15 protein-coding genes are annotated in these 22,341 nt (G+C 40.6%); 8 read left to right on the forward strand and 7 right to left on the reverse strand.

The window, feature by feature from the left end; translation table 11 throughout:
• The first annotated feature begins 15 nt into the window (after positions 1-15).
• Together BST86_RS03570 and BST86_RS03575 are read left to right on the forward strand one after the other, a co-directional pair.
• Positions 16-732, forward strand: a complete 717-nt coding sequence (locus BST86_RS03570) for a LytR/AlgR family response regulator transcription factor (RefSeq protein WP_105982059.1) — start codon at positions 16-18, stop codon at positions 730-732.
• Between the two features lie 111 nt (positions 733-843).
• Complete coding sequence (locus BST86_RS03575; RefSeq protein ID WP_105982060.1) at positions 844-3,270, forward strand: DUF4114 domain-containing protein; 2,427 nt, start codon at positions 844-846, stop codon at positions 3,268-3,270.
• Positions 3,271-3,370: 100 nt separating this feature from the next.
• Here the strand turns inward: BST86_RS03575 and BST86_RS03580 are convergent, their stop codons facing one another.
• Together BST86_RS03580 and BST86_RS03585 are read right to left on the reverse strand one after the other, a co-directional pair.
• Complete coding sequence (locus BST86_RS03580; RefSeq protein WP_105982061.1) at positions 3,371-5,497, reverse strand: ATP-binding protein; 2,127 nt, start codon at positions 5,495-5,497, stop codon at positions 3,371-3,373.
• Positions 5,498-5,607: 110 nt separating this feature from the next.
• On the reverse strand, positions 5,608-7,653 hold the full coding sequence (locus BST86_RS03585; RefSeq protein ID WP_105982062.1) for a tetratricopeptide repeat protein: 2,046 nt from the start codon (positions 7,651-7,653) through the stop codon (positions 5,608-5,610).
• A gap of 322 nt (positions 7,654-7,975) precedes the next feature.
• Here BST86_RS03585 and BST86_RS15065 point away from each other — a divergent pair, with 322 nt between their 5' ends.
• The 4 genes from BST86_RS15065 (at position 7,976) to BST86_RS03600 (ending at position 11,044) form a co-directional block, all read left to right on the forward strand.
• The gene (locus tag BST86_RS15065) at positions 7,976-8,110 is read left to right on the forward strand and encodes a hypothetical protein (protein WP_262497909.1); all 135 of its coding nucleotides are present in this window, start codon (positions 7,976-7,978) and stop codon (positions 8,108-8,110) included.
• A gap of 12 nt (positions 8,111-8,122) precedes the next feature.
• Positions 8,123-9,403, forward strand: coding sequence for an oligosaccharide flippase family protein (locus tag BST86_RS03590; protein WP_105982063.1), 1,281 nt, complete (start codon positions 8,123-8,125; stop codon positions 9,401-9,403).
• A 104-nt stretch (positions 9,404-9,507) separates the two neighbouring features.
• Positions 9,508-9,804, forward strand: a complete 297-nt coding sequence (locus BST86_RS03595; protein ID WP_105982064.1) for a hypothetical protein — start codon at positions 9,508-9,510, stop codon at positions 9,802-9,804.
• Positions 9,805-9,841: 37 nt separating this feature from the next.
• The gene (locus BST86_RS03600) at positions 9,842-11,044 is read left to right on the forward strand and encodes a glycosyltransferase (protein ID WP_105982065.1); all 1,203 of its coding nucleotides are present in this window, start codon (positions 9,842-9,844) and stop codon (positions 11,042-11,044) included.
• A gap of 2 nt (positions 11,045-11,046) precedes the next feature.
• Here the strand turns inward: BST86_RS03600 and BST86_RS03605 are convergent, their stop codons facing one another.
• From BST86_RS03605 to BST86_RS03615, 3 genes are read right to left on the reverse strand one after another with little or no spacing between them, the layout of a single operon-like run.
• Positions 11,047-12,558 (reverse strand): glycoside hydrolase family 2 TIM barrel-domain containing protein, encoded by a 1,512-nt coding sequence (locus BST86_RS03605; protein WP_105982066.1) that lies wholly within the window; start codon positions 12,556-12,558, stop codon positions 11,047-11,049.
• On the reverse strand, positions 12,545-13,783 hold the full coding sequence (locus tag BST86_RS03610; protein ID WP_105982067.1) for a hypothetical protein: 1,239 nt from the start codon (positions 13,781-13,783) through the stop codon (positions 12,545-12,547). Before BST86_RS03610 ends, BST86_RS03605 begins: the two co-directional genes overlap by 14 nt.
• Positions 13,780-16,872, reverse strand: a complete 3,093-nt coding sequence (locus BST86_RS03615) for a hypothetical protein (protein WP_105982068.1) — start codon at positions 16,870-16,872, stop codon at positions 13,780-13,782. Before BST86_RS03615 ends, BST86_RS03610 begins: the two co-directional genes overlap by 4 nt.
• Positions 16,873-17,043: 171 nt before the next feature.
• Between BST86_RS03615 and BST86_RS03620 the strand changes: the two genes are divergently transcribed.
• The gene (locus BST86_RS03620) at positions 17,044-17,856 is read left to right on the forward strand and encodes a dolichyl-phosphate beta-glucosyltransferase (RefSeq protein ID WP_105982069.1); all 813 of its coding nucleotides are present in this window, start codon (positions 17,044-17,046) and stop codon (positions 17,854-17,856) included.
• A 27-nt stretch (positions 17,857-17,883) separates the two neighbouring features.
• Positions 17,884-18,852 (forward strand): type I phosphomannose isomerase catalytic subunit, encoded by a 969-nt coding sequence (locus BST86_RS03625; RefSeq protein WP_105982070.1) that lies wholly within the window; start codon positions 17,884-17,886, stop codon positions 18,850-18,852.
• 154 nt (positions 18,853-19,006) lie between these two features.
• Here BST86_RS03625 and BST86_RS03630 read toward each other — a convergent pair whose 3' ends face one another.
• A complete protein-coding gene (locus BST86_RS03630; protein WP_105982071.1) occupies positions 19,007-20,203 on the reverse strand; it encodes an acetate/propionate family kinase in 1,197 nt (398 codons plus the stop codon).
• A 9-nt stretch (positions 20,204-20,212) separates the two neighbouring features.
• Complete coding sequence (gene pta, locus BST86_RS03635) at positions 20,213-22,312, reverse strand: phosphate acetyltransferase (protein WP_105982072.1); 2,100 nt, start codon at positions 22,310-22,312, stop codon at positions 20,213-20,215.
• Between the last annotated feature and the right edge of the window lie 29 nt (positions 22,313-22,341).

Consider the following 22,341-nt stretch of genomic DNA (forward strand, 5'->3'; position numbering starts at 1 on the left):
CCTAAAACCTGAGATTTGAAGTGTATCATAGTAGATGACGAGGCAGCAGCTAGAACGATTGTAGGCCATTTATGCAGCCAGACCGATAATTTGAAGGTGCTGGAAGAGTTTCCCAACGCCATGCAGGCCATCAAGTTCTTGAACAAGAATGAAGTAGACTTGATCTTTCTGGATATTCACATGCCAGACTTTACGGGTTTTGACTTTATCGATACGCTTAAAAACCCACCGAAGATCATCTTGACTACATCTGATAAGAACTTTGCCATAGAGGCTTTTAGTTATGAATGTATTGTCGATTATCTGGTAAAACCCATCACACTACCCAGATTTCAAAAAGCAGTGCTCAAGGCAGAGAATTTTGTAACACCTGTGGAAGGCCTTCCTCTGGCTACACAAAAGGCCAAAGTTGATCCAGCGGAAAAGGAAATGTATGTCAACATCGACCGACGCCTGATCAAAATCGAATTTGACAAGGTCCAACTCATAGAAGCGAAAGGCGATTACATTCTTATCAAAACGGAGGATAAAAATTATACGGTACATTCCACGCTCAAAAAAATCCAGGAAAAACTTCCTGATAGCAGCTTTTTAAAAGTTCACCGATCCTACATCATCAATTTTAGAAAAATCATTGATATTGAGGATAACAGCGTGCTCATTGCAAAAAATGTAGTTCCCATAAGCAGGTCCAACAGACCAGAGTTGATGAAACGATTGAATTTGCTGTAAAGCATTCATCGAAGTGAATGGACCACTCGTCTACACTTAAAATACCCTAGTCGTTTTTGAAAATATAGCGCGATAGTTCGCTCTAGATTTGGCTTGTATAAAATATAAGCCATGAGAAAATTACTACTATTTTTCGTTTACATTATTTCAATATCTCTAAGTGGTCAAGGATATAATTACTTGGGCAGTTTTCAAGCCGATGGAACTCCAGATTACCTCGAACCTATCGACGACGTTGTTACCGGTGCTTTTTTGGAATTTATCGATCTCGCTTTGCCAGAGAATTTTCCCGTACCAGATTACAACCCGCAATACATATCGTCTGGATATGATACTGATATTTTGTTGGAATCAGACGCAGATGTTTGGGTGACCTTTGTAGGTGAAGGCGCTGGCTATAGAAATGTGTTGGGTTTTTATACTTATAATTATGAAGACGCCACACCTGCCGCACCTACTAGAGAAGATATCACGATCATCTTTCCAAACGTATCCAAACAGTTTAGCGGTGGTGGCTTACGTCCTGGTAACAAAGTCCATATTGGACGATTTCCCGCAGGTACAGGAATAGGTTGGGTGTTACTGGCTAATGGGTATCAAAACGGCCAAGTCACCGATGGTTTGTGGCGTGTTTTTTCAAATCCCGATTTTAATCCAGAAAACGATTCCACTCTACAACAGCATAACGTTCTTTTAAAAGAACCGTTGAGCGAGCGTATCATTCTTGCCTTTGAAGATATACGTAGGGACTACGCAAGCTGCGATCAAGATTTTAATGACGCCATTTTTTACATCACAGCAAATCCATACGAGGCCATTAAAACCACAAACATATCAGATCCAGATATTGCAGATAAAGCAGTGAGCTCTGGAAATACTGGTGGATTAGAGAGTAATGGTGATCTGGCAAGCTTGATTTCCAGACGCCAGATGAAACGTCTTAAAAAGAAAGATCTCAACGGGAATTTTGAAAAGCAAAGCTCTTTCTTCATGAAAAGTGCCAGCTCTTCGCAAACTTTGGATCGCTACATGCCAGCTACCGGTAAAAATGGTACTGAGGAGCCTCGATATTCCACACCAACCGATTTATTAGGCGTCACCAATGCAGATGAGGTTTTGTCTGTGGATTATTACAATAATGAAGACCGTGTTGCTGTGGTCCTGGCTACAGCTACAGAGAATTCCGTTTATGATCATTCTAAAGCGATTTGTGATCGATTGAATAGTTCTAGCCTGGAAGACGTAAGAACTGTTATGGTGAGAGGTCACCAATTGATCAGTTCCAAGATCAAACGTGAGGCTGGAAACATGGAGTATTCTCTAAGTTTTTCGGTCAAACTAGGTGCGTCAGAAAATGAGATTTTAAGTTTTTGGAACATTGATCAATACCCATCAGGAGATTATAACAACTTCCAGATTTGGGGTAGTTCCTTTTCTCAAGTGTTCGCCATCGCCAATCATATTGTAGACACTTATATTGCAGAAAAGCCCTTGAAAAGTATGGCGGTTAGCGATGTGATACCTGCAGTCTTTGTGCAATCTGGATTTTATAAGAATGGGAAATTGCAGTTGCAAATTGTGAATAAGAACAGGTCTTCTCAGATGTACTTTAAAGGAAACTTAAAAACAACCGAAGTCGCCTCAGAATCTACCTTTGATACGGTCATCAACCTAAGCGGAGCGACTTACGAAACCGTAGAGATTACTACCGGTCATTTATTTGACATTGGGTTTTCAATAGCGACTGATGAAACTGAAGCGATAGATGCTTTGTATCTGGCCGATGGACCTTGGGGTTTGGATTATCTGGAGAATGAAGTGGTCATTGATCAATGGGATATTGAAAACCTAGATGTTGCTGCAGTAGAAGATATTTACCAAGTAGAAAGAAACCCAAGGATTGCAGGTCGTATAAAGCAAACGCTCAACCTATTTAGACATTTGAAAGCTGGAGATCAGACAATTGATGTGTCTGAATTTGACCAAATCAAATTTGACCTAAAAAGCAATCTGCCCGTAGAAGTAATCTTGATTACTGATCAAGATATAGCCTGGGAAAACCGTTTACGTTTTTATATTCCAGCTCAAGAAGAGCGTACCTCTCAAGCGATTTCCTTAGCGGATTGTAAAGATGCATCAGGTAATCGTATAGCTATTGAGAACTTGCGATCGGTGGTGTTTTCCATACATGGAGATTACAGCAGCTTCCAGGAATTCGAATTGGAAGTAAGTAATGTTTCTTTCGGGAAAAGCACCTTGTCTACTGCAACAGCCTTTCAAGATCGTACGCCTGCACTAACGAATTACCCAAATCCAGTTCTGGATCGTACCAGTATGGCGTTGACAAGAGCCACTAGCAGCGTTCAATTGCAGGTTTATGATATGATGGGTAGAATGATCTCTACGCAGACTTTAAGTACCACTCAAAATGATAAGGTAATTGAATACAACGCATCCCAATTGCGTGCTGGTATATATACCTATATCGTCTCTTATCCAGATGGCGAGAGCAACTCAGGTAAGTTTATCAAGCGATAAAAAAGTTAAGATTTTTGAGGTTGGTTAGAAGGAAAGCCACCGCGGGAAACTGCGGTGGTTTTTTATTTGATTATTTCATAAATGTAAGAAGGGTATTCCTTCAATCCAGAGACCGATCGGTCAGTTTTTTTATGAAAATATTATTTCGTTTTTTGGCTCTTTCTAAAAGCGTTGAGTATTTTAAAACTTCCGTATAAAGCGATCCGTCTTTTCCCTCGTTAGCAAACATTCCAGCAATAGTTTTTTGCGGCCTAAACAAATAGTCAAAATTGTACGCAAATTTAAAGTCTGCATCATAAGCGCGTACGTCATTTGCTTCGATCTTTTCTCCTATTAAGTAACCGTAAAACGTAGTTAGTCTTAATTCTGGTTTGGCAAAATTTCTAAGAAGTGTTGCATAATTATTAATTTGATTTAAATGAGCAGCAACACTCACATCTGGATTTTTGAACTCTATAATTATACATTTTTCTTCTTGTGGAAATAATAAAACATCTGGGCGTTTGTCAAGCCTCTTTTCTCCTAAAGAATCAAGATATTTTAACTCTTGATCAGACAAATCATTCCTTATAATATTCTCTCCTTTATATTTTATTTCAGATAGTTTAAATTCAGAAATTCCATGAAAGTAAATGAAATCTTCATTTATAATCCATAAATCACTCTTATCAGGTGTGGTAGTTTTTTGCTGAAATATTAGATTATGTAATAAAGCTTCATCTTTATTACGGTTTCCAGATTTTTGGATTGAAAGGTTTTTTTCAATAATTAAAGTGAATAGTTCGAGAACAAGTTTTCTACGAGCTACGTAATGTGTTAGTTCAACTTTATTTTGTTGTGGAATTACTTCAACTATTTTATCAATTTCCTCTTCTAAAGTTTCTGAAAAATCATCCGATGTAGTGTCCAAATCATTTAACCTTTCGATACTTTCTTTTATAGTTGAATCTAATTCAGCTTTTTTTATCGCCTCAGAAGTATAAAATTTTTCTAAAATCTTTTTATCTGAATCATTTATTGAGATTTCGAGTGATGGGTCTAAGTGATCTGGCAATAAAAACATTTCTTTCAATTTCTTCAGATCTAATTCCCGCTTTTCTTGAATTCTTTCTATTTGTGGATATAAATGATAAATAGACTCATTTAACTTCATTACCAATAAGTCAAGTATTATTACCTCATCATTTTGAAAGATATCTGGCTCGCCAGAAAAAATCTCGTTATCCGGTATCTCAAATTCGCCACGTTCATTTGTATCTATTGAATCAAGATAATCACTAGAGACAAGAAACAAGAAGTGACTATTTTCAATAACTTCATCTTTGGCCAGAGATTGTAATTCAATTTCAAAATTTTCGATTAATTCATCCTTACTAGTCAACTTTAATTCGTTATACTTCAACAAGTCCTTATTGAGTTTATAAGAATTAATAGTGAAAACCTCGTGATTATCGGTTTCTACAATAGTAAAGGCGTCATCCGATATTTTTGAATAATTTACGTTAACCTCTGTAGTTTTGTCTATTTCGGGTAAATCTTTATTTGTAATTGATGAAGAACTTATTTTTTCATTGAAAACAAAGTGTTCAATAGATATGTCTGGTAAATCGTTCTTATTCAAACAAAAATATTGAATGTATCTTCTTAGAAGTGCATCCTTCAAACTTGCATCATTAAGTTTGTGGTAAATATTTCTCGTTGGATCTAAAAGACCTTCGAATATAATTGTTGAGCCGGATGTTTGAAAACTACTTCCGATATCTTGTTTGTGATATGTAATCGCGTTATTATCGAGAAATTCTTTTTTCTTTGAAACGATGAATTCTCTTTCTCGAAATCCACCCTCAGCTTTATAGACACTTTTGACTGTTGTAGTGTCAAAATAATGAGTGAATTGTATCCTTCCAGATCCAAGGTTTTTGAAGCCTTTGGTAAAATCTTTATACGTATTGAACCGTTTGAACTCTTTATCATTAAAACCAATACCGTTATCAATAATCAATAATCTTGAAAAACTAAAAGTTTGATCGATGTTTTGAGTGGAATAAATTTTGATTAAAATTTGTCCTTGAAAGGTTTCATCATCATTTGCCTTTATACGAATGGCCTCCAATGAGTTGGTAAATGCTTCATAAATTGGTTGTAAGGATGTTTTGGAACGTTTTATATCTCTGATAATTCCCTCATAATAAACCCCATCCGCACTTATATACGTATTGTCCTCCATATCTGAATCAACCTTTTTGACCTTATTCGTAAAGATAATTTAAATAAAAAATCATCAGTAATCAAACTACGAATATAAATTGGGCAGGAACGTCTTAGGGAACGAATTTCTTAGAATTGGAATAAAGGGCCTTCTAGGATTTGCCATCTCAACTTGACGCCTAACTCCATGAATTCAAAACCAGCTGCAGTAGCACTGGCCGTGTTGCTGTACTTTCCATAAGCACCAGCTTGAAAGCGCTCGCTTATCGCATAGCTTAAATTACCTTCTAAGCGGTACAAGGTGGTGGCTTTTTGGTCCTCGATAAATTGGTAACCGCCAGCGGCATTGGCGCTGTAGGTCCAATTTCCATTTGTACCGCTTAAGTCTGCAAAAACCTCTACCGCTTGGTATTTTGATGGGCTAAAGTAGAGTGTCGGCACCTGATCCTTATAACTCAAGTACTGGTAGTTCACGCCACCTTTTAATGCTGGAGATTTGGTAAAAGTGTAATACAAGGATGTAAATAATAGGTTTCTCGAGTTGCTATCCGTTTGTTGGGTGTGCATCAAACCCGTGTACCAGCCCAGGTTGATGTTGGTGCCCATATTATAATTAAGCGAGTAGTTGTTCATAAAGATTTTCTCGTCAATCAAATCTGCATTAAAGTTTTGAAGCTCGCGACTGTAGCCTACTTCAAGGTATTGCAGCGCCCATGGTCTGGACTTTACAAAGACAGATCCATTGACATCTGTATAATCATTTTGGTCGGCGTTGGCCTTTACAAATCCCAGCGTGCTTTCTACCCAAGTATTGTTGTGAACGCGATAGTGCGCGCCAACAGAGGCATTGGTATTGTATGCCATGGAACCGTTACCGGTATTTTCTGTAGTTCTGTACGAGTAATTAAAAACAGATCTGAATCGGTCAGAAAACGGAATTACTGCATTTATTCCTGCGGCATAAGCCTCGTTGTTACCATTATCACTGGTATAGGATCCTACGGTATTTACCACAGGAGCTAGCCCATTTTTCAATGCTGCCAGTAAGGCACGCGCATCTGGCTGATTGGGATAAAAGTCCAGTGTTTTCAAGGCGTAATCTCTTGCGAGATCTAGATTTCCTTGCGCTCTGTAGGCATTGGCGATACCTAGGTTTCCGTCAAATGAGGTGCTGTCTTTTTCAAGAATGGCTCTGTAATAGGAGATGCTTTTGGCAAAAGTTCCCGTGTACATTCCCAAGGTTGCTTTCAAGGCATCCAGTCTGTTGCTCACGCCGCAAGCTGCTTCGGTCGTGGCGATGACTTCTCTGGCTTCTGGGTACTTGTTGTTCCAAATCAAGGCCTGAATATAACGTTCGTTAGCTGCTAGCAAGGTTTCTTTATGTTGCACGGAATCTTGTTGGAATTTCGCTTTCGCGAAAGCGGAACCTTCAACAGCATACTGCAAGGCGAGTTTATCTTTTTTAAGCAAATGAGCGACCAGCGATTGACCGGTCAAAAGGCTCAAACTATCTGCCATGAGACCGTAAGTCGTGGCTGCCTGGTCGTAATTCTTTTGAGCGATATAGGCATTGGCCAACGCATTCTGGGTGTCTGCATCTTTAGGGAACAGCTTCAAGTTACTTTCAAGTGTGATGATCGCATCATCCACTTGCTCATTAGTGATTTGCTGGGACGCCTTGCCCAGTTGCATGTACTTTTTAGAGATGGCAGCGTTTTGATTTTCTGGTTGTAGATCCAGCGCGTTGTTGACGTAGATTAAGGCATTGTCGTATTTCTTGAGATTGGATAAGGTGTTCGCATAACCCAATATGGCTGGGAAACTCGTGGAATCTTGCCGTACCAGATCTTCATAAACGCTTTCAGCTTCTGTGAAATCTTTGTTCCATAATAGGGATTCGGCATAGTTGAGCGCTACTTCAAAGTCGGTTGGGTAATCCTTTTGCAGCTCGATAAACAAGCTTTTTGCTTCTACTGTTTTACCACTCAAACCCAAGGCTCTTCCATAACAAAGACGCGCGGTCTTATTATCTGGATATTCCTGCAGCACTTCTTCAAAAAAGTCCCGAGCCTTGATATAGTTGCCTTGTTCCAAAAACTGGAAACCGGTTTTCATGTCTTGCGAAAAACCAAAGCTTGCGATGAAGGCGATCACTAAAAAACTAACTAATCTCATGTTCCTTATTTTACAGTAGCAAGGTAGAGCCAGTTTGCAGCGCATCAATCGGCAGCAAAATACCACTCGTCTACACTTATGGTCCATTCAAGGAACCTGAGAACTGTCCACAGGCAGCCAGCTGATTCATAGGCATAAAAATGATGCTAACACTGGCCTGTAAAACATGGATATGAAGCCATTGAAAACCCATAATCCTTCGTCACAGGTTTAAAGAGCGATCTGCGCCATTCATCTACAGCAAATTCCTGCTCATCGAAATCTGATCCTGCCAGCAAGGAAGCGTCCACATATTTGCACCAGTAATCTTAAACATATCGCTATGCAAATGACCATCATACACTCTGCAACACACTTGAAAGTCGTACACCAGACTAAAAAGCTTACTAAAGACTGCCGCCTACAAGTGGTCTATAGAAAAGAAGAAGCACCACTTCTTTTTTTAACCATCGCCTAAAAAACTACTTCCATGACTGCCATCATCCTCAAACTCAAAAGAACATTAACACCACAGCAAATCTTCATGGCGAGTGCCTTTGTCGTGAATGTTGGGAATTATGCCTACAACCTGTTGCTGGGTAGATTCTTGGGACCACGCGCCTTTGCAGATGCCGTGATTCTTATCACCTTACTGCTGGTGCTGTCCTTTGTGGCCATGACCTTCCAGCTTACCGTCGCAAAGTATATGGTAGAACTGCACAGCAGGAACCAAAACAGCTTTATCCAGCAGGCCTACAAGTATGCGCTTATGTTCGGACTGGTGCTGGGTGCTGCGGTCGTGATTTTTGCTCCAGAATTGCAGAGCCTTTTTCAAACCGAATCCAGTTTGATGTTTACCATTTTTGGTGCGGCCGTGCCGCTCTATTTTATTATGAGCGTGAATCGTGGGAAGCTGCAGGGCGATCAATCCTTTGTGGAATTGTCTATTACCTATCAGTTTGAGATGTTCTGGCGACTGGGATTAACGTTTATACTTCTTTCCATTCTTCCTGTTAGTCCAGCGATTATCGTTTCCATTGCCATAGGTGTTTCATTTATTGCAGGTTTGTTTCCATTCAAGAAGGTGCGTCGTGCTTCCTTTTTAAAAGTGGATCTGTCTGCAGCAGAGAAGAAAAGTATTCTTAGATTCTTCCTGCTCACAGCCTTTTATGAGCTCACGCAAATTGTCTGTAACAATAGCGATATCTTGATGGTAAAACATTATTTTGATTCCTATGATGCAGGTTTGTATTCTTCACTGGCGTTAATTGGTCGCGTGGTGTATTTCGTTACCTGGATGTTTGTGATGCTCTTGCTGCCAGCGGTCATCGATTTGCGCAAACGCGGTGAAGATCCCATTCCCGTTTTGAAAAAATATGTAGGTTACATCACGGCCTTGTCTGCCATGATTGTGAGCTTCACGTTTATCGTTCCTGAATTTGCGGTGACCCTATTATTTGGCGAGCAGTATTTGAGTATCGCGCCCTTGCTGGGCTGGTATGCACTTGCGACTTCCTTTTTTGCCATCTCCAACATCTTTGCCTACTATTTCCTTTCCCTAGATAAATACAAGCCGGTGATCATTGCGGGCATTTTTGGACTGGTACAGGTCTATGCCATCAGCCTATTTCATGATTCCTTATTTCAAGTGACCATTGCTCAAGTGCTCGTCATGTCTGGTTTGCTGGTGATACAGTTGGGCTATTTTATGATGCACCAGAAGTATGCGAAAAGTGCTAATCGGCTGGAATCTACCATTCGTCTACACTAGTTGTTCGTCGGTCGTTTTTAGTTCGCTTTCGCGAAAGCGTCACCCCATATTTGTACTGTCAAACAAGAAATCATCATCTAATTCCACTTTTAAATTCAACTATTATGGCACTAGAAATCAAAAACATCGAAGGAGTCATCTGCATCAAAGGTGAAGTAACCGCCAACAGATTGACCGAGCTGAAAAACTATTTTACAGCGGCTCTAAAATTTGAAAACCGACTTGTGGTCAATGTATGCCAAGTAGGTCACGGACAGGCTTCACTACTGTTTCTTTTGCAGCAGATTAAGGACAGCCTTTCCATTGATAGATCGTTGATCTTTTTTGGATCACCAGACCGTAACGTCAAGCAACTGTACCAAGAAATAAACAGCCCAGCCAACTATTATCAAGCCGCCTAAACACCATCCAATACCATATCCTCAAAATAACCGAATTATGAAACTCGCAATAGTTACCGCTTATCCACCTAGTAAAGTTACCTTAAATGAATATGCGTATCATTTGGTAAAGCATTTCCGCCAGCAAGAAGAAGTCACCGAACTCGTATTGCTTACTGACACCACTCCAGAAGCTGCAGATCTTGCTTTTGAAGAAGATGGATGCAAGATTACGGTCAAGCAATGCTGGAAATTCAACGGTATATTTAATGTGCTTTCCATCTCCAAGGCCGTTAAAGCTACCCAACCTGATGCTGTTTTATACAATCTGCAATTCATGAAATTTGGGGATAAAAAGATTCCAGCTGCATTAGGCTTGTTTTCTCCATGGGTAACTAAACTAATGAAAGTAAAAACCATCGTGCTGCTTCACAACATAATGGAAGCCGTAGACTTGAGCAGTGCAGGTTTTACCGAAAACAAATGGAAGTCCAAATTTTTTAACTTCATAGGCGAAACGCTCACTAGAGTAGTGCTGCAAGCAGATCAAGTAGCTGTAACGATACAAAAGTATGTGGACATATTGGAAGAGAAATATGCGGCAGACAATTGTATCTTAATACCTCATGGTACGTTTGAAATCCCAGCAGAACCGGATTATAGTTTGCCAGAAGGCCCTATGAAGATCATGACTTTTGGAAAATTTGGTACCTACAAGAAAGTAGAAGTGATGATTGAAGCAGTAGAAAAAGTACGTAAATCTACAGGCCGTGATTTAGAAATTGTGATTGCTGGAACTGATAATCCTAATGTTCCTGGATATCTAGAAAGCATGAAGAAGAAATACAGCCACGTACCACAATTGACTTTTACCAGTTATGTGGAAGAAGAAGAGGTTCCCGTGATCTTTAGAGAAAGTGCCATGGTGGTGTTTCCCTATACATCTACCACAGGAAGTTCTGGAGTATTGCACCAGGCAGGAAGTTATGGCAAGGCAGTCGTCATGCCAGATTTAGGTGACCTAAGCACACTCATGGAAGATGAAGGCTATATGGCAGAATTGTTTTTACCATCCAATGTGGACTCTCTAGCCCTATCCATCAAGAGATTTGTACTTGATACAGAATATAGAAATCACGTTGCCAAGGTGAATTATGAAGCAGCCACCGCAATGCCTATGTCGGTCATTACTAAAATGTATATCGATGCTTTTAAAAGTCAACCTGCAACAGTAGATGCTGATTTCCCAGTAGCTGCTTAAGGTTACTTTTTCAAAAAAGCACTGTAGCTCGGCTTCTTCTCACCATCGACATCAATAAGTCCAAAATATTTTTGCTTGTTGCGTCGCCAAGGTCGTGAACCCGCAACGCTAGAAGGAACTTCTTGAAAATCATATAAAGTCCAAGAGAGATAGTTGATGCTGTCTCTCTTTTGCGTTGTAAAAAACTCAGTGTATTTCTCCGCTTGATCTTCTTCGTCCATCCCAAATGGATTCCACAAGCCATGATAGCTGGACCAGCCTATTTCTTGTAAAACGATAGGTTTTTTGGTTTTTGATTTGAGTTCTTGATGCGTTGCAGACAAATCTTCCAGATCTTGATAATAGTGATAAGAAACCAGATCTACTTGATCTTCTAGTTCCACAGCCGCTGCAGCAGTTGACCAGCCTATGGTTACAGGATGTATGGAGTCTAGTTCCTTCAATCTCGTGATCGTCTGTGAGAGCCAGGCATTCACCTTGCGTTTTTCTCGAGAATCATAATCCAGATCAGGTTCATTTTTAATGTCCCAGGCATACACGGCTGGATGATCTTTCATGTGATCCACGATATTTTTAAGGTAGGCATTAGTCAAAGTCCAGTCTTGGATTCCATAATCACCGTAAAAGTCAAATAAAGTGACCATCACTTCTAAATCGGCTTTATCTGCTTGATCTAACAAATTTGTAAGCTTTTCCATTTTCTCATTGGAATTTTCACTGATTTTGAAATCCTCATAGCTCAGGAAAATTCGGATGGTATTCAGTTGTAAGTCTTGAATAATTTTAAAATCGGCGGCGATTTGTGCGGCATCAAAGTTTTCTCCAAAAGTGTCCCAAGGACTGTCTTGTGGGTAATAATTTAATCCAGCCAGATTTTTGATCTCACTTGAAATTACGGGCTTATTTTCTTTGATAGGATGAGTTTGCAACAATTCAAAATGCCGCACTCTCCAGAAACCGTCTTCCAACAGTAGAACGATTCGGTAATCATTATTGAATTCTCGTTGGAGAACAAACTCGTCATTTTTATAGAGTTGCTCTACACCACGCACATTACGATCAGTTAACACCGCTAACGTACCGTCGGCACTGTAAAAGTCAAGCGTGAGATGATGACTTAAGGTAGTGGATTCAATACTAATATCTTCGCTTGCATTGTAAGAAATGAGTTCGCGTACTTTGGCTCTGGCGCTTTTGGTATAATGGTCATAAATTCCAGCATCATCACCGGTGAATAGCGCCTGATTTTTCACATACCAAGCGTCGAGATAATCCTGCTCTATTTTTTCCTGATTTGCGGGCTCTAGTGGTCTTCCTGGGTTTTCAATGGATTCCCAAAGCACCTCAGGCACATAATAATTTTCTCGTTCCAGATCCAGATGCAGCATGGTAGAACGATCTGCGCCCGTATTCAAATAGGCCAACAATTGACTAATACCGAATAGGATTCCAGCAAATAGTACCAGAAAAGCAGCCACGATCAATATGCGATACAAGGTCTTATTCTTTTTCAAAGGATCCTATTTTAGAAGTTTTGGTCAAGCCCAGCGTGGCGATGGTCATCTCTGCATTCTCATTGATGGCGCTTTCAAAAGTGATGGTCGCCATTCCTTTTTCGGTAAAAAGGATTTGTGTTTCTCCTTGAAAATCAATCGTTACTTGAATACCATCGGGAATGATCTGGCCTAAATAGCTTGTGAGCGGTCCCACCACTATAGTGTCATTATTTTGCATTTCCACAGGTATGTCGTCGATAATGGATTTGAAAGTGACGATGAGGTCTGGACTTTCGGCGATGCCTTGAATTAAGGCCTTAACCGTCCATGTGGTAGGTGTTTGTGGATGTATCGCTTTCGCAAAAGCGTACCCATTAATCGTACTCGCCATGGTTTGCCACTGGGAACCGTTAGCATCGCTCATGAAAAATTTGACCAGCGTTCCATCAGTCATCACGTTGCCGTGCTCGTCTGTGATTTGGGACGTTTTGAAGGTGGAAATCTCGTTGCCGTCTGCATAGGAATGATTTTGATCCAGCGATAGTTGAAAATCTACCGCAACATCTGGAAAAACATCGGCAACCAATTCAGTTGAAGAAATCTGGTCCAGCGTGCTGCCTGTACTAATTCTACCAGTAGAAAGTGGCGAAGGAATACGCTGCCACGCAAAACCTTTTTCCAAGGCAAATGGAGTGGTGTTTATTTTGTTTTTGAACTGGTGTTTTAGGAAAACTTGCGTATCGTCGGGCAGCATATTGTCCAGTGAATCTGTTGGAATGGCGACTAGCATGGTGTAATCTCTCACGTTTGCCACGATGCTGCGAGGTCCTAAATAGTTTTCCAATGCACACAGATTTTTAGTATCGGGCAATAATTGGAATTCGCCTTTCTGAATGATGAGATCCTCTAAAACCAAATCCCATTGAACGACACCAGCGCGTTTGGATATGCTAGGTGGAATTTGGAAAAACCATTTATCATCCTTCTTTTCGGGTCTTGAAATAGTGCTGCCGTAGGTTCCAGAAACAATGAGTTTAAAATTCTCTTTTTGCACAGATACTGCACCTAAAACTGATATTGAAATTCCGCTAGCATGTACTTCTTGATCTTTCGGTTCTTGAATCTGGATTTGCTCATTTTCCTGTGATGGAGAAATCACCGCAGTCATGGTATTCCATGATATGCCTATGCCGCTCAAGATAAGCAGCAAAAACAGACCTATATAGACGTGCAGCTTTCTCATTCGGGATTTCCTATGTAACTATTAGGTGTAATGGAAATATAACCAAACGGCATATTTTTTACTGGAATCAATCGATTTGTAAGGCCAATGTCATTGCGATTAGGAACCACTTTATCTGAGATGCTCTGATTAGGCAATCCATTGACAGAAACATTTTGCAGGCTGGTTGACAATAGTCTTGGCAATGCGATTTTAGAAATATCAATTTGAAATTTACGCTTGCGCTGCTGGCGTACACTTTCATCAATATAAATGGATTCGACCCAAACCAATTCTTGATTCTGATTGTAATAACTGATCAACAACTGCGGGATCGTAGCTGCTTCTATGCTAGGATTAAATAGAAAACCATTGATAAGGTTTTTATTTTGCTCTACTTGCGATGTGGCCACCGCTTGGTATAAATCGGTAGTGGCTACGTTAGCTACGACTTGAACTTCAAAATTAACCGGCGTGTCGCTCAGGTCTATTTTTGTGAATGTTGTGGGATCGTAAGAAGCTGGCTTTTGGGCTTGATCGCCAGCCCAAGCGATATCTTCAAAATTGACACGATACGGCGTCGTTTCTTTAGGCAGTAATTTATGTTTGATGACATCTTTTGCATTGAACTTTGCTAATGGGTTGTTATCAATGTCATACAATGTTCCTGTAACTGAAATATCTGCCGGGACATTGTCCACATTTTGAATCTCGCCTATGATGGCATATTCACCATCAACTACTACCATTTTTGCCGTCAAGACTTCTACCACAGGTTGTTTGAGCACATCCTCATGATAGGTTTGCTCTGATGTGATCTTACGCTTTCCATGGTTGTAAAACTGTGTGTTGCTCTGTATAACCAGTTGTTCTGGTGGCACATCTGGATCGATAGGTTTAGGTTTGATGTACCATTTACTTTTGATCTTTTCTAGATCTAAAGTGTCTCGAGTATCAATAATCTTGAGCGGCGTGACCCAATTGGCTTTTACAAAGCCTGTAGCGGTACTGTCCGTTTTTGCAGTAATATCAATGTCAATCTCATCCAGCTTGGCATAGGAGCTCAATAGACCATCTGATACCGAAATCTCGAGCATAAACTGAGAGATGGATTTATCTGCTTTAGGATCCAGATACGAATGTGCGCGTTCAAACTCCTTGAAATCCAGTGCGTCGTAATACGCGAGTACGACGTTCTCTGCACTGATTTGGGTGGAGTTTTTCAAGTAAAAAATATACATGCCTATAGCAACACAGACCGTCACGATCACAAACCATATCAAGGAAATCCCGTATAGAAGTTTTGGAATTCTTCTGTACACTGGAGCAAAATGCATGTAGGCTGGCAATTCTTCCGGGCCACTCTTAAAAGAACGTGTCCACATCGATCTTAGGTGCAATAGCAAGGCCACGATGATGGTTAGAAAAGGAATGGTTCCCCAAAGGATCTTTTGAAAAAGCGGCACATTGTCTTTAGGCAAAATACTGGGCAGTGGTGCGATTCCTGCTTTTTCCCAAACCATGATTCCGTTTTCCAATAAACTCAGTCGATGCCAACCCGTAAAGTAGAGTAGTGGATCGTAGAATTTATCATTGGAAAACACATACTTCAAGTGATACTTTTCTGGTACGGTAAGAAATTGCTGGAGCGAACCTATACCTTCAATCCCACGGTATTTTGAGTTTTCAAGTCTCTCTACGGCTCGTGAGGTAAGTTCTGGTAAACGTCTCGCACTATGATAATCGCCGTCTACGGTGGTTGCTTTGGTTTGCGCAGACAGCCATGCCATTTGATCGCCAAATCCCAAGGGCAAATAACGCCACATGTCATGATCGTCTTCATTCAAAAAGTTGACGATAGGCAGCATGTTGATTTCATCAGGCTGGCTGGGTCGGAACTTTCCAAGGGTAATCGTAAAAATGGCTAGGAATATAAATAAGCTGGCAAGCAATCCGCCAGATAATCTGTGGGCAAGGCTGCCCCATTTGTCCTGCAGATACTCTTTATAATCACCTTCTACAAACCGGAAGCAAAATTCGCCAAAAGCTGGCAAGGCCATGATGGATGCCCATAAAGTAAAACGATCGAGAGTAAGAATATTAAAAGCATTCTCACCCAATATCTTCAAAGGAATAGGCGTGGTACCGCCAGTTCCAAGTACAGCGAGCAAGGTAAATGAGAAGCCAAAGAACAATAATCGCTTGCTGTAATACCTGTAAAAGAAATAGGGTAATAGGATGAGTAAAAGTCCCCATGGAATTACAAAAAATACCAGTCCTGAAGAGGTCACCTCAAGAAAATTGTCACGAGACCCATGTGGAATAGGAACCTGTGTAATTGGATTGTTTTTGGTGTTGATCCAGTACGGCAGGATGCAGCCCACAATCAATACTAAGGAACACACCCCAAAAAGGATAATGCGCTTGAGGTGCTGCCATAACGCTTTCGCGAAAGCGAAAAAGGTCACCTCTTTATTGCTATTTACCTTTTCCCTTGTAGCATCCATCACCGCCATACCTATTAAAGGAAAAATGAAGAAAGCCATTCCAAAAATGGGTGTCACATGATGAGAAGTCACCGTAACTGCCAGCAGCGCCAAGGCTTTAAAAAGGTGCTTATAGCGAGCAGTTTTGATCCATAAATAGATCTCTGGCATGGCGTGCATCAAAATGGAAATCCCTATGATACTAGGCAACTGCCCGAAGATGTGCAGTGTCTCTACAAAAGATGATGAAAACACAGCGAGAAGCGCCGCATAGCCAGCCACCTTTTTATTGGGAATCAATACCTGAGTAAATCGATACACACCCGTGATAAATAACACTATAGCGATCAAGGCCACTGTAAACATCCCAAACTTCAATCCGCCAATTAACGATAGTGCACCTATAGCTTGATGGACCAGCGGTGGATAACCCATAACGGTAAAGCCTGTGTACCAACTGTAGTTCCATGGCTCGAACCAACTGGTCGCATAGTGGTTTGCAAAAAATAGGTGAATGAGCGCATCATAAGTCTTCTCTAGGGTAAAGAACATGGATGTGCCATGAAAAACCAGGCCCACTAGAATGGCTACAATCAGATATTTATTGGTAGTCGATGCTTTCATTTTGATTCACTCGTGTGGTATGAGTTTCGTCAATTCGAAGATAAAGGTTTTAAAATCTGCTCTAACTATCGATAAGCGGTTTCCATCTACACAAATGCTCCATTGACCGAAAACCAACAGCTCACAGCCCTTACCAGCTCTAAGTTTGTCATGAATTTAATCTCAAATATTATGAAAACTGGAATCATCATACCGTGTTATAACGAAGCGAATAGAATCGACCAACAGGCGTTCGTGGACTTTGCCATTTCTCATCAAGATTATCATTTGTGCTTTGTCAACGATGGTAGTATTGACAATACTAATGACATTCTTGAAAAGATGCAGTGGAAGTCTCCATACAACATCAGCATTGTAGATATCAAGAAAAATGCGGGTAAGGCCGCTGCCGTAAGATCTGGATCTCAATATATGTATGGTATTCCAGAGATCACTTCTATAGGATTTATCGATGCAGATTTATCAACAGACTTTAGAGATTTTAAGGACCTGGTAAAAACCTTGCATCGAGATGAAAAGCTCATGGTTTTTGGATCCAGAAACATGGGAACTGGTGCAGGAATTAAACGTGATCTTATGCGTAATCTCCTCTCAAAATTCATCAAGCAGTTTATAGGAATGATCTTAGGACTTCCTATTAGAGACACGCAATGCGGTGCAAAGGTTTTCAAAAGAGAGATCGTGCCTTTTGTATATGGTAAAAGCTTTTTGAGCAGATGGTTGTTTGATGTTGAGATTTTCCTAAGGTTAAAAAAATACCTAGGAAAGGAAAAGGTCATGAAACAGATTGTTGAACAACCATTAATGAGATGGGTTCATGTGGACGACTCAAAATTAGGAATGAAAGACGCTTTGAAAATCCCATTCAACCTCACTCAAATCTGGTTGAACTATGCAGTTACTAATACAGGAAACCCTGTGGTTGTGGATCACGATTTTACAATAGCAGCACCAACCCTATCTACGCAAAGAACTGCAGCTTAATTCCAATCATCTTAAAATCATATCACCATGAATATTTATCCTATCAAATTTGAGCCAATTTTACAAGAAAAAATTTGGGGCGGTTCTAAACTGCGAGATGTACTTCACAAGAATACTGATAAAGATAATGTAGGTGAGAGCTGGGAAATATCTGGCGTCGAGGGAAATATTTCTGTTGTGAAAAATGGTGACTACAAAGGACGGTCGTTGGTGGAAATGTTGAAAACCTATAACAAAGATTTTGTAGGTTCTAAGAATTACGAGCGATTTGGTGATGAGTTCCCTTTACTTATCAAATTCCTGGATGCTAAAGAAAACCTCTCCATACAAGTACATCCAGACGACATTATAGCAAAGAAAGATCACGGGTCATTTGGTAAAACAGAGATGTGGTACATCATGGATCACGAAGAAGAAGCTGAAATCATCGTGGGAATGAAAGACAAGACAGCCAATACCGAAATACTGAGAACCGTTGGTAGAGAGAATGTATATGATGTTTTTGAAAGTAATAGAGTGCGTAAGGGTGACGCCTATTTCATTCCTGCAGGAAAAGTTCATGCCATAGGTGCCGGAGTAGTAGCTGCAGAAATCCAACAAACATCAGATATCACTTACCGTGTTTATGACTGGGATCGTACCGATAGCAGTGGTTGTAAAAGAGAATTGCATTTAGATCAGTCTGTGAAATCTACCAAAGAGTTTGAAGAAGAGAGCAAAAAGGACTTTGAGGTAAAAGCAAATGATATTGCTAACGTCGTTGAGTGTAATTATTTCACTACCAATATCTTTGAAGTGCGTCACCAATTTGATCGTGAGTACTCAAATCTCGATTCTTTTGTAATCTTGATGTGTGTAGAAGGAAATTCTAAAGTAACCATCAATGGATATACGGAAACAGTTCAAACCGGTGAAACCATTTTATTGCCGGCTACAGCAAATACGACCCATTTCACTTCAAATGGAGCTAAGTTCATGGAGGTTTATATTGCTTAGGTTTTCTTCATGAGTATTAAACCAACTTAATACTTCGTTCTCGTTTCAATTTTTTCAATAATTTTTCCTGCAATTAGCTACTTATCTTCTAAAATAAATCAGTTCGAATTGGCTCTTGAATCTGTGGACCATGATTAAAATTAATCACTGCCTACTAAATTGTGCGCTTCATCATTAGCTGATGCGCTTGCTTTGCGATTTCCAATTCTTCATTGGTAGGAACGACTAGAATTTTGACTTTTGACTCTGCAGACTGAATTTCTCGTAAGTCATTAGATCGTTGATCGTTTTTATTTCGATCCAGTTCAACTCCAAGAAAGTCAAGATTTGTACAAACCATCTGGCGCAGCAAACTTGAATTCTCTCCAATTCCTGCCGTGAAAATAATTGCGTCTAATCCGTTCAAAATAGCCGCGTAGCTACCTATGTATTTTTTGATGCGGTAGGCGTTCATTTCTAATGCCAGCTGGCAATTTTGATCACCATTTTCTGCCGCACGTTGAATGTCTCGTAAGTCTGAGTAGCCTGTCAATCCTAGCATACCACTTTCTTTACTGATCATGCGCTCCACATCACTCAAGTGATAACCTAATTTGTTGACCAAATGAAAAATAATCGCGTGATCTACATCGCCACTGCGTGATCCCATAATCAAGCCGTTAGATGGCGCAAATCCAAGACTGGTATCTATACTTTTTCCGTTTTCTATGGCCGTCATGCTACAGCCATTGCCTAGATGGATGGAAATGACTTTTCCAGACTTAGTTCCTAAATGCTGTATCGCTTTTTCACTGACATATTTGTGACTAGTGCCGTGGAACCCATATACCTGGACATCATGCTTTTCAAAAAGTTCAGCGGGTAATGCATATTTAGCTGCCTTTACAGGGATGCTCTGATGAAAAGCGGTATCAAAAACTGCAATCTGTGCCGCATCAGGGAAAAGCTTTTCGGCCACTATTATACCTTCCAAATTATGTGGATTGTGTAGAGGTGCCAACGCAGAAAGCTCCGCTATTTTTTCTTTGACTTGCTGGGTAATAAGTGTGGTGTCTGAATATTCCTTACCGCCATGCACTACACGATGTCCTACTGCGTCAATATCACTAATATCCTTCACCACGCCTTTGTCTGGATCTAATAAAAGCCTTAAAATTCTTTGCAGACCATCATGATGATTAGGGATAGAGGTCGTCTCTGAGTGTTGCGATTCACTAGTTTCATAGGTCAAAATCGCATCCACTGCGCCTATACGCTCTACCATTCCAGAACACACCACACGTTCTGCAGGTAATTCCAGTAATTGAAATTTGATTGAAGAACTTCCAGCGTTGATCACCAATATATTCATAGCTCTATTTTAAAAATCTTCCTGTGACTGTATTGCAGTCACGACTACCGTATTGAAAATATCATCTACCGTGCAGCCACGACTTAAATCATTGACTGGTTTATTCAGTCCTTGAATGATTGGTCCTATGGCGAGTGCTTTCGTTTCTCTTTGAACCGCCTTATACGTATTGTTACCAGTATTCAAATCTGGAAAAATAAAGACGTTAGCCTGTCCAGCAACCTCGCTGTCTGGCATTTTGCTTTTACCTACTTTCATATCTACCGCTGCATCATACTGTATAGGTCCTTCTACTTTTAAGTCAGGTCGTAATTCTTTTACAAGTTGCGTTGCTTTGCGTACACGCTCTACATCTTCGCCCACGCCAGAGGTACCGCTAGAGTAGGAGAGCATCGCAATTTTAGGATCGATGTTGAATGCCCGACTTGTCGCTGCCGATGAAATAGCGATTTCGGCCAGCTGCTCTGCAGTTGGGTTAGGATTGATGGCACAGTCGCCGTAAACGGATACTCGATCTTCCAGGCACATAAAAAATACGGATGACACGATGGATGCATCAGGCTTGGTTTTGATAAACTGCAACGCTGGCAAGATGGTGTGCTGTGTGGTGTGTACCGCACCAGATACCATTCCGTCTGCCTTTCCTTGATAGACCATCATGGTGCCGTAATAGGAGACGTCTTCCATCAAATCTTTGGCCATCGCAAGATTGACATTCTTGTGCTTTCTTAATTCGTATAGCGCTTTCGCGAAAGCGGAAAAATCATCACTATTCACTGGATCAATCACTTGTATTTTACTTAAATCCAGCCCTAAGTCAAGGCGAGTAACCTTATCTGCAATTTGTTTAGGATCGCCCAAAAGCGTGATATCTACCGCGTCAATATCGATAAGTTGTTTCGTAGCTCGCAAGATGCGCTCGTCCGTTCCTTCTGGTAGGACGATGTGTTTTTTATGTTTTTTGGCCTTTTGTAATAGGTTAAACTGAAACATTCTGGGTGTGATCGCATCGGTTTTGAAAGTGATCAATCGCTCTACCAAAGCATCAACATCAACATGCTTTTCAAAATCTTTGATGGATGCCGTGATCTTTTGCGTGTTTTCTGCATAGATCTGTGATTTGATGTTCCCTATTTGATTGGTCACGTTGAAGGTGCCGCCTTGAACAGAGATGATAGGAACCACGGCACTCAAACCTTCAATCAATTTGATAATAGACTTTTCAGGAATCAAACCACCGGTCAAAACAATTCCAGAAATAGACGGATAGTTTGCCGAGATGTTTGCCTGCAGCGCACCCAGAATAATATCGGCACGATCGCCAGGTGTTATGACCAGCCCATTGGATTTGAGGTGCGTGAGATAGTTGCGCAGCTGCATAGCACCGACGCTATAATAACCAGCCTGATTATTGAGATAGTCCTTGCCAAAAAGCACCGTCGCATCCAGCACATCCACGATCTCTTTAATAGATGGATTTGCCAAAATAGGATTGAGCGGTATGGCATTCACAATAACCTGAGATGGCAGCTTTCTTTTAAGATCTCCAATCACCGCCTCAATATTTTCTGGTGCTACTTTGTTGGCAATGGCAGAAAGTACCTCGACACCCTTATCTTTAAAAGTATCATAAGCAATCCGCAAGCTGCCGGTCAAATCATTAAGTGATTTTCCAGTACCACTGGCAAGAATTATGGCGGGTACGCCTAGATTTCTAGCAATAGCGACGTTAATGTCAAATTCGATCAAAGAACCTTCGCCCGTAAAACTAGTACCTTCTATAAGCACATAATCATAGCTATGCTCGATAGCCTTGTATTTTTCTATGATACCGCCCAGAATCCCATCTTCCAGATCCAGATTGCGCATTCTTATGACTTCACTGCGCGTGAAGGCATACGCATCTTCAAATTTGAGATCTAGATTGAAGTAAGTGATAACTGTCTTGATGTGATTGTCCATCTCGCCAGCCGCAAAATCGTCTATTATGGGCCTGAAGTAGCCAACCTTGGGTGTTTTGCCCAGCAACAGCTGCATTAAGCCTAGTGAGACAATAGATTTCCCGCTGTGCGGTTCCATTGTGGTAATGTAAATGGCTTTATTGGTCATATCGTCTTTGGAATAGAGGTGATCATACC

Origin of the sequence: Nonlabens agnitus (assembly GCF_002994045.1) — a bacterium.
Classification (GTDB): Bacteria; Bacteroidota; Bacteroidia; order Flavobacteriales; family Flavobacteriaceae; genus Nonlabens; species Nonlabens agnitus.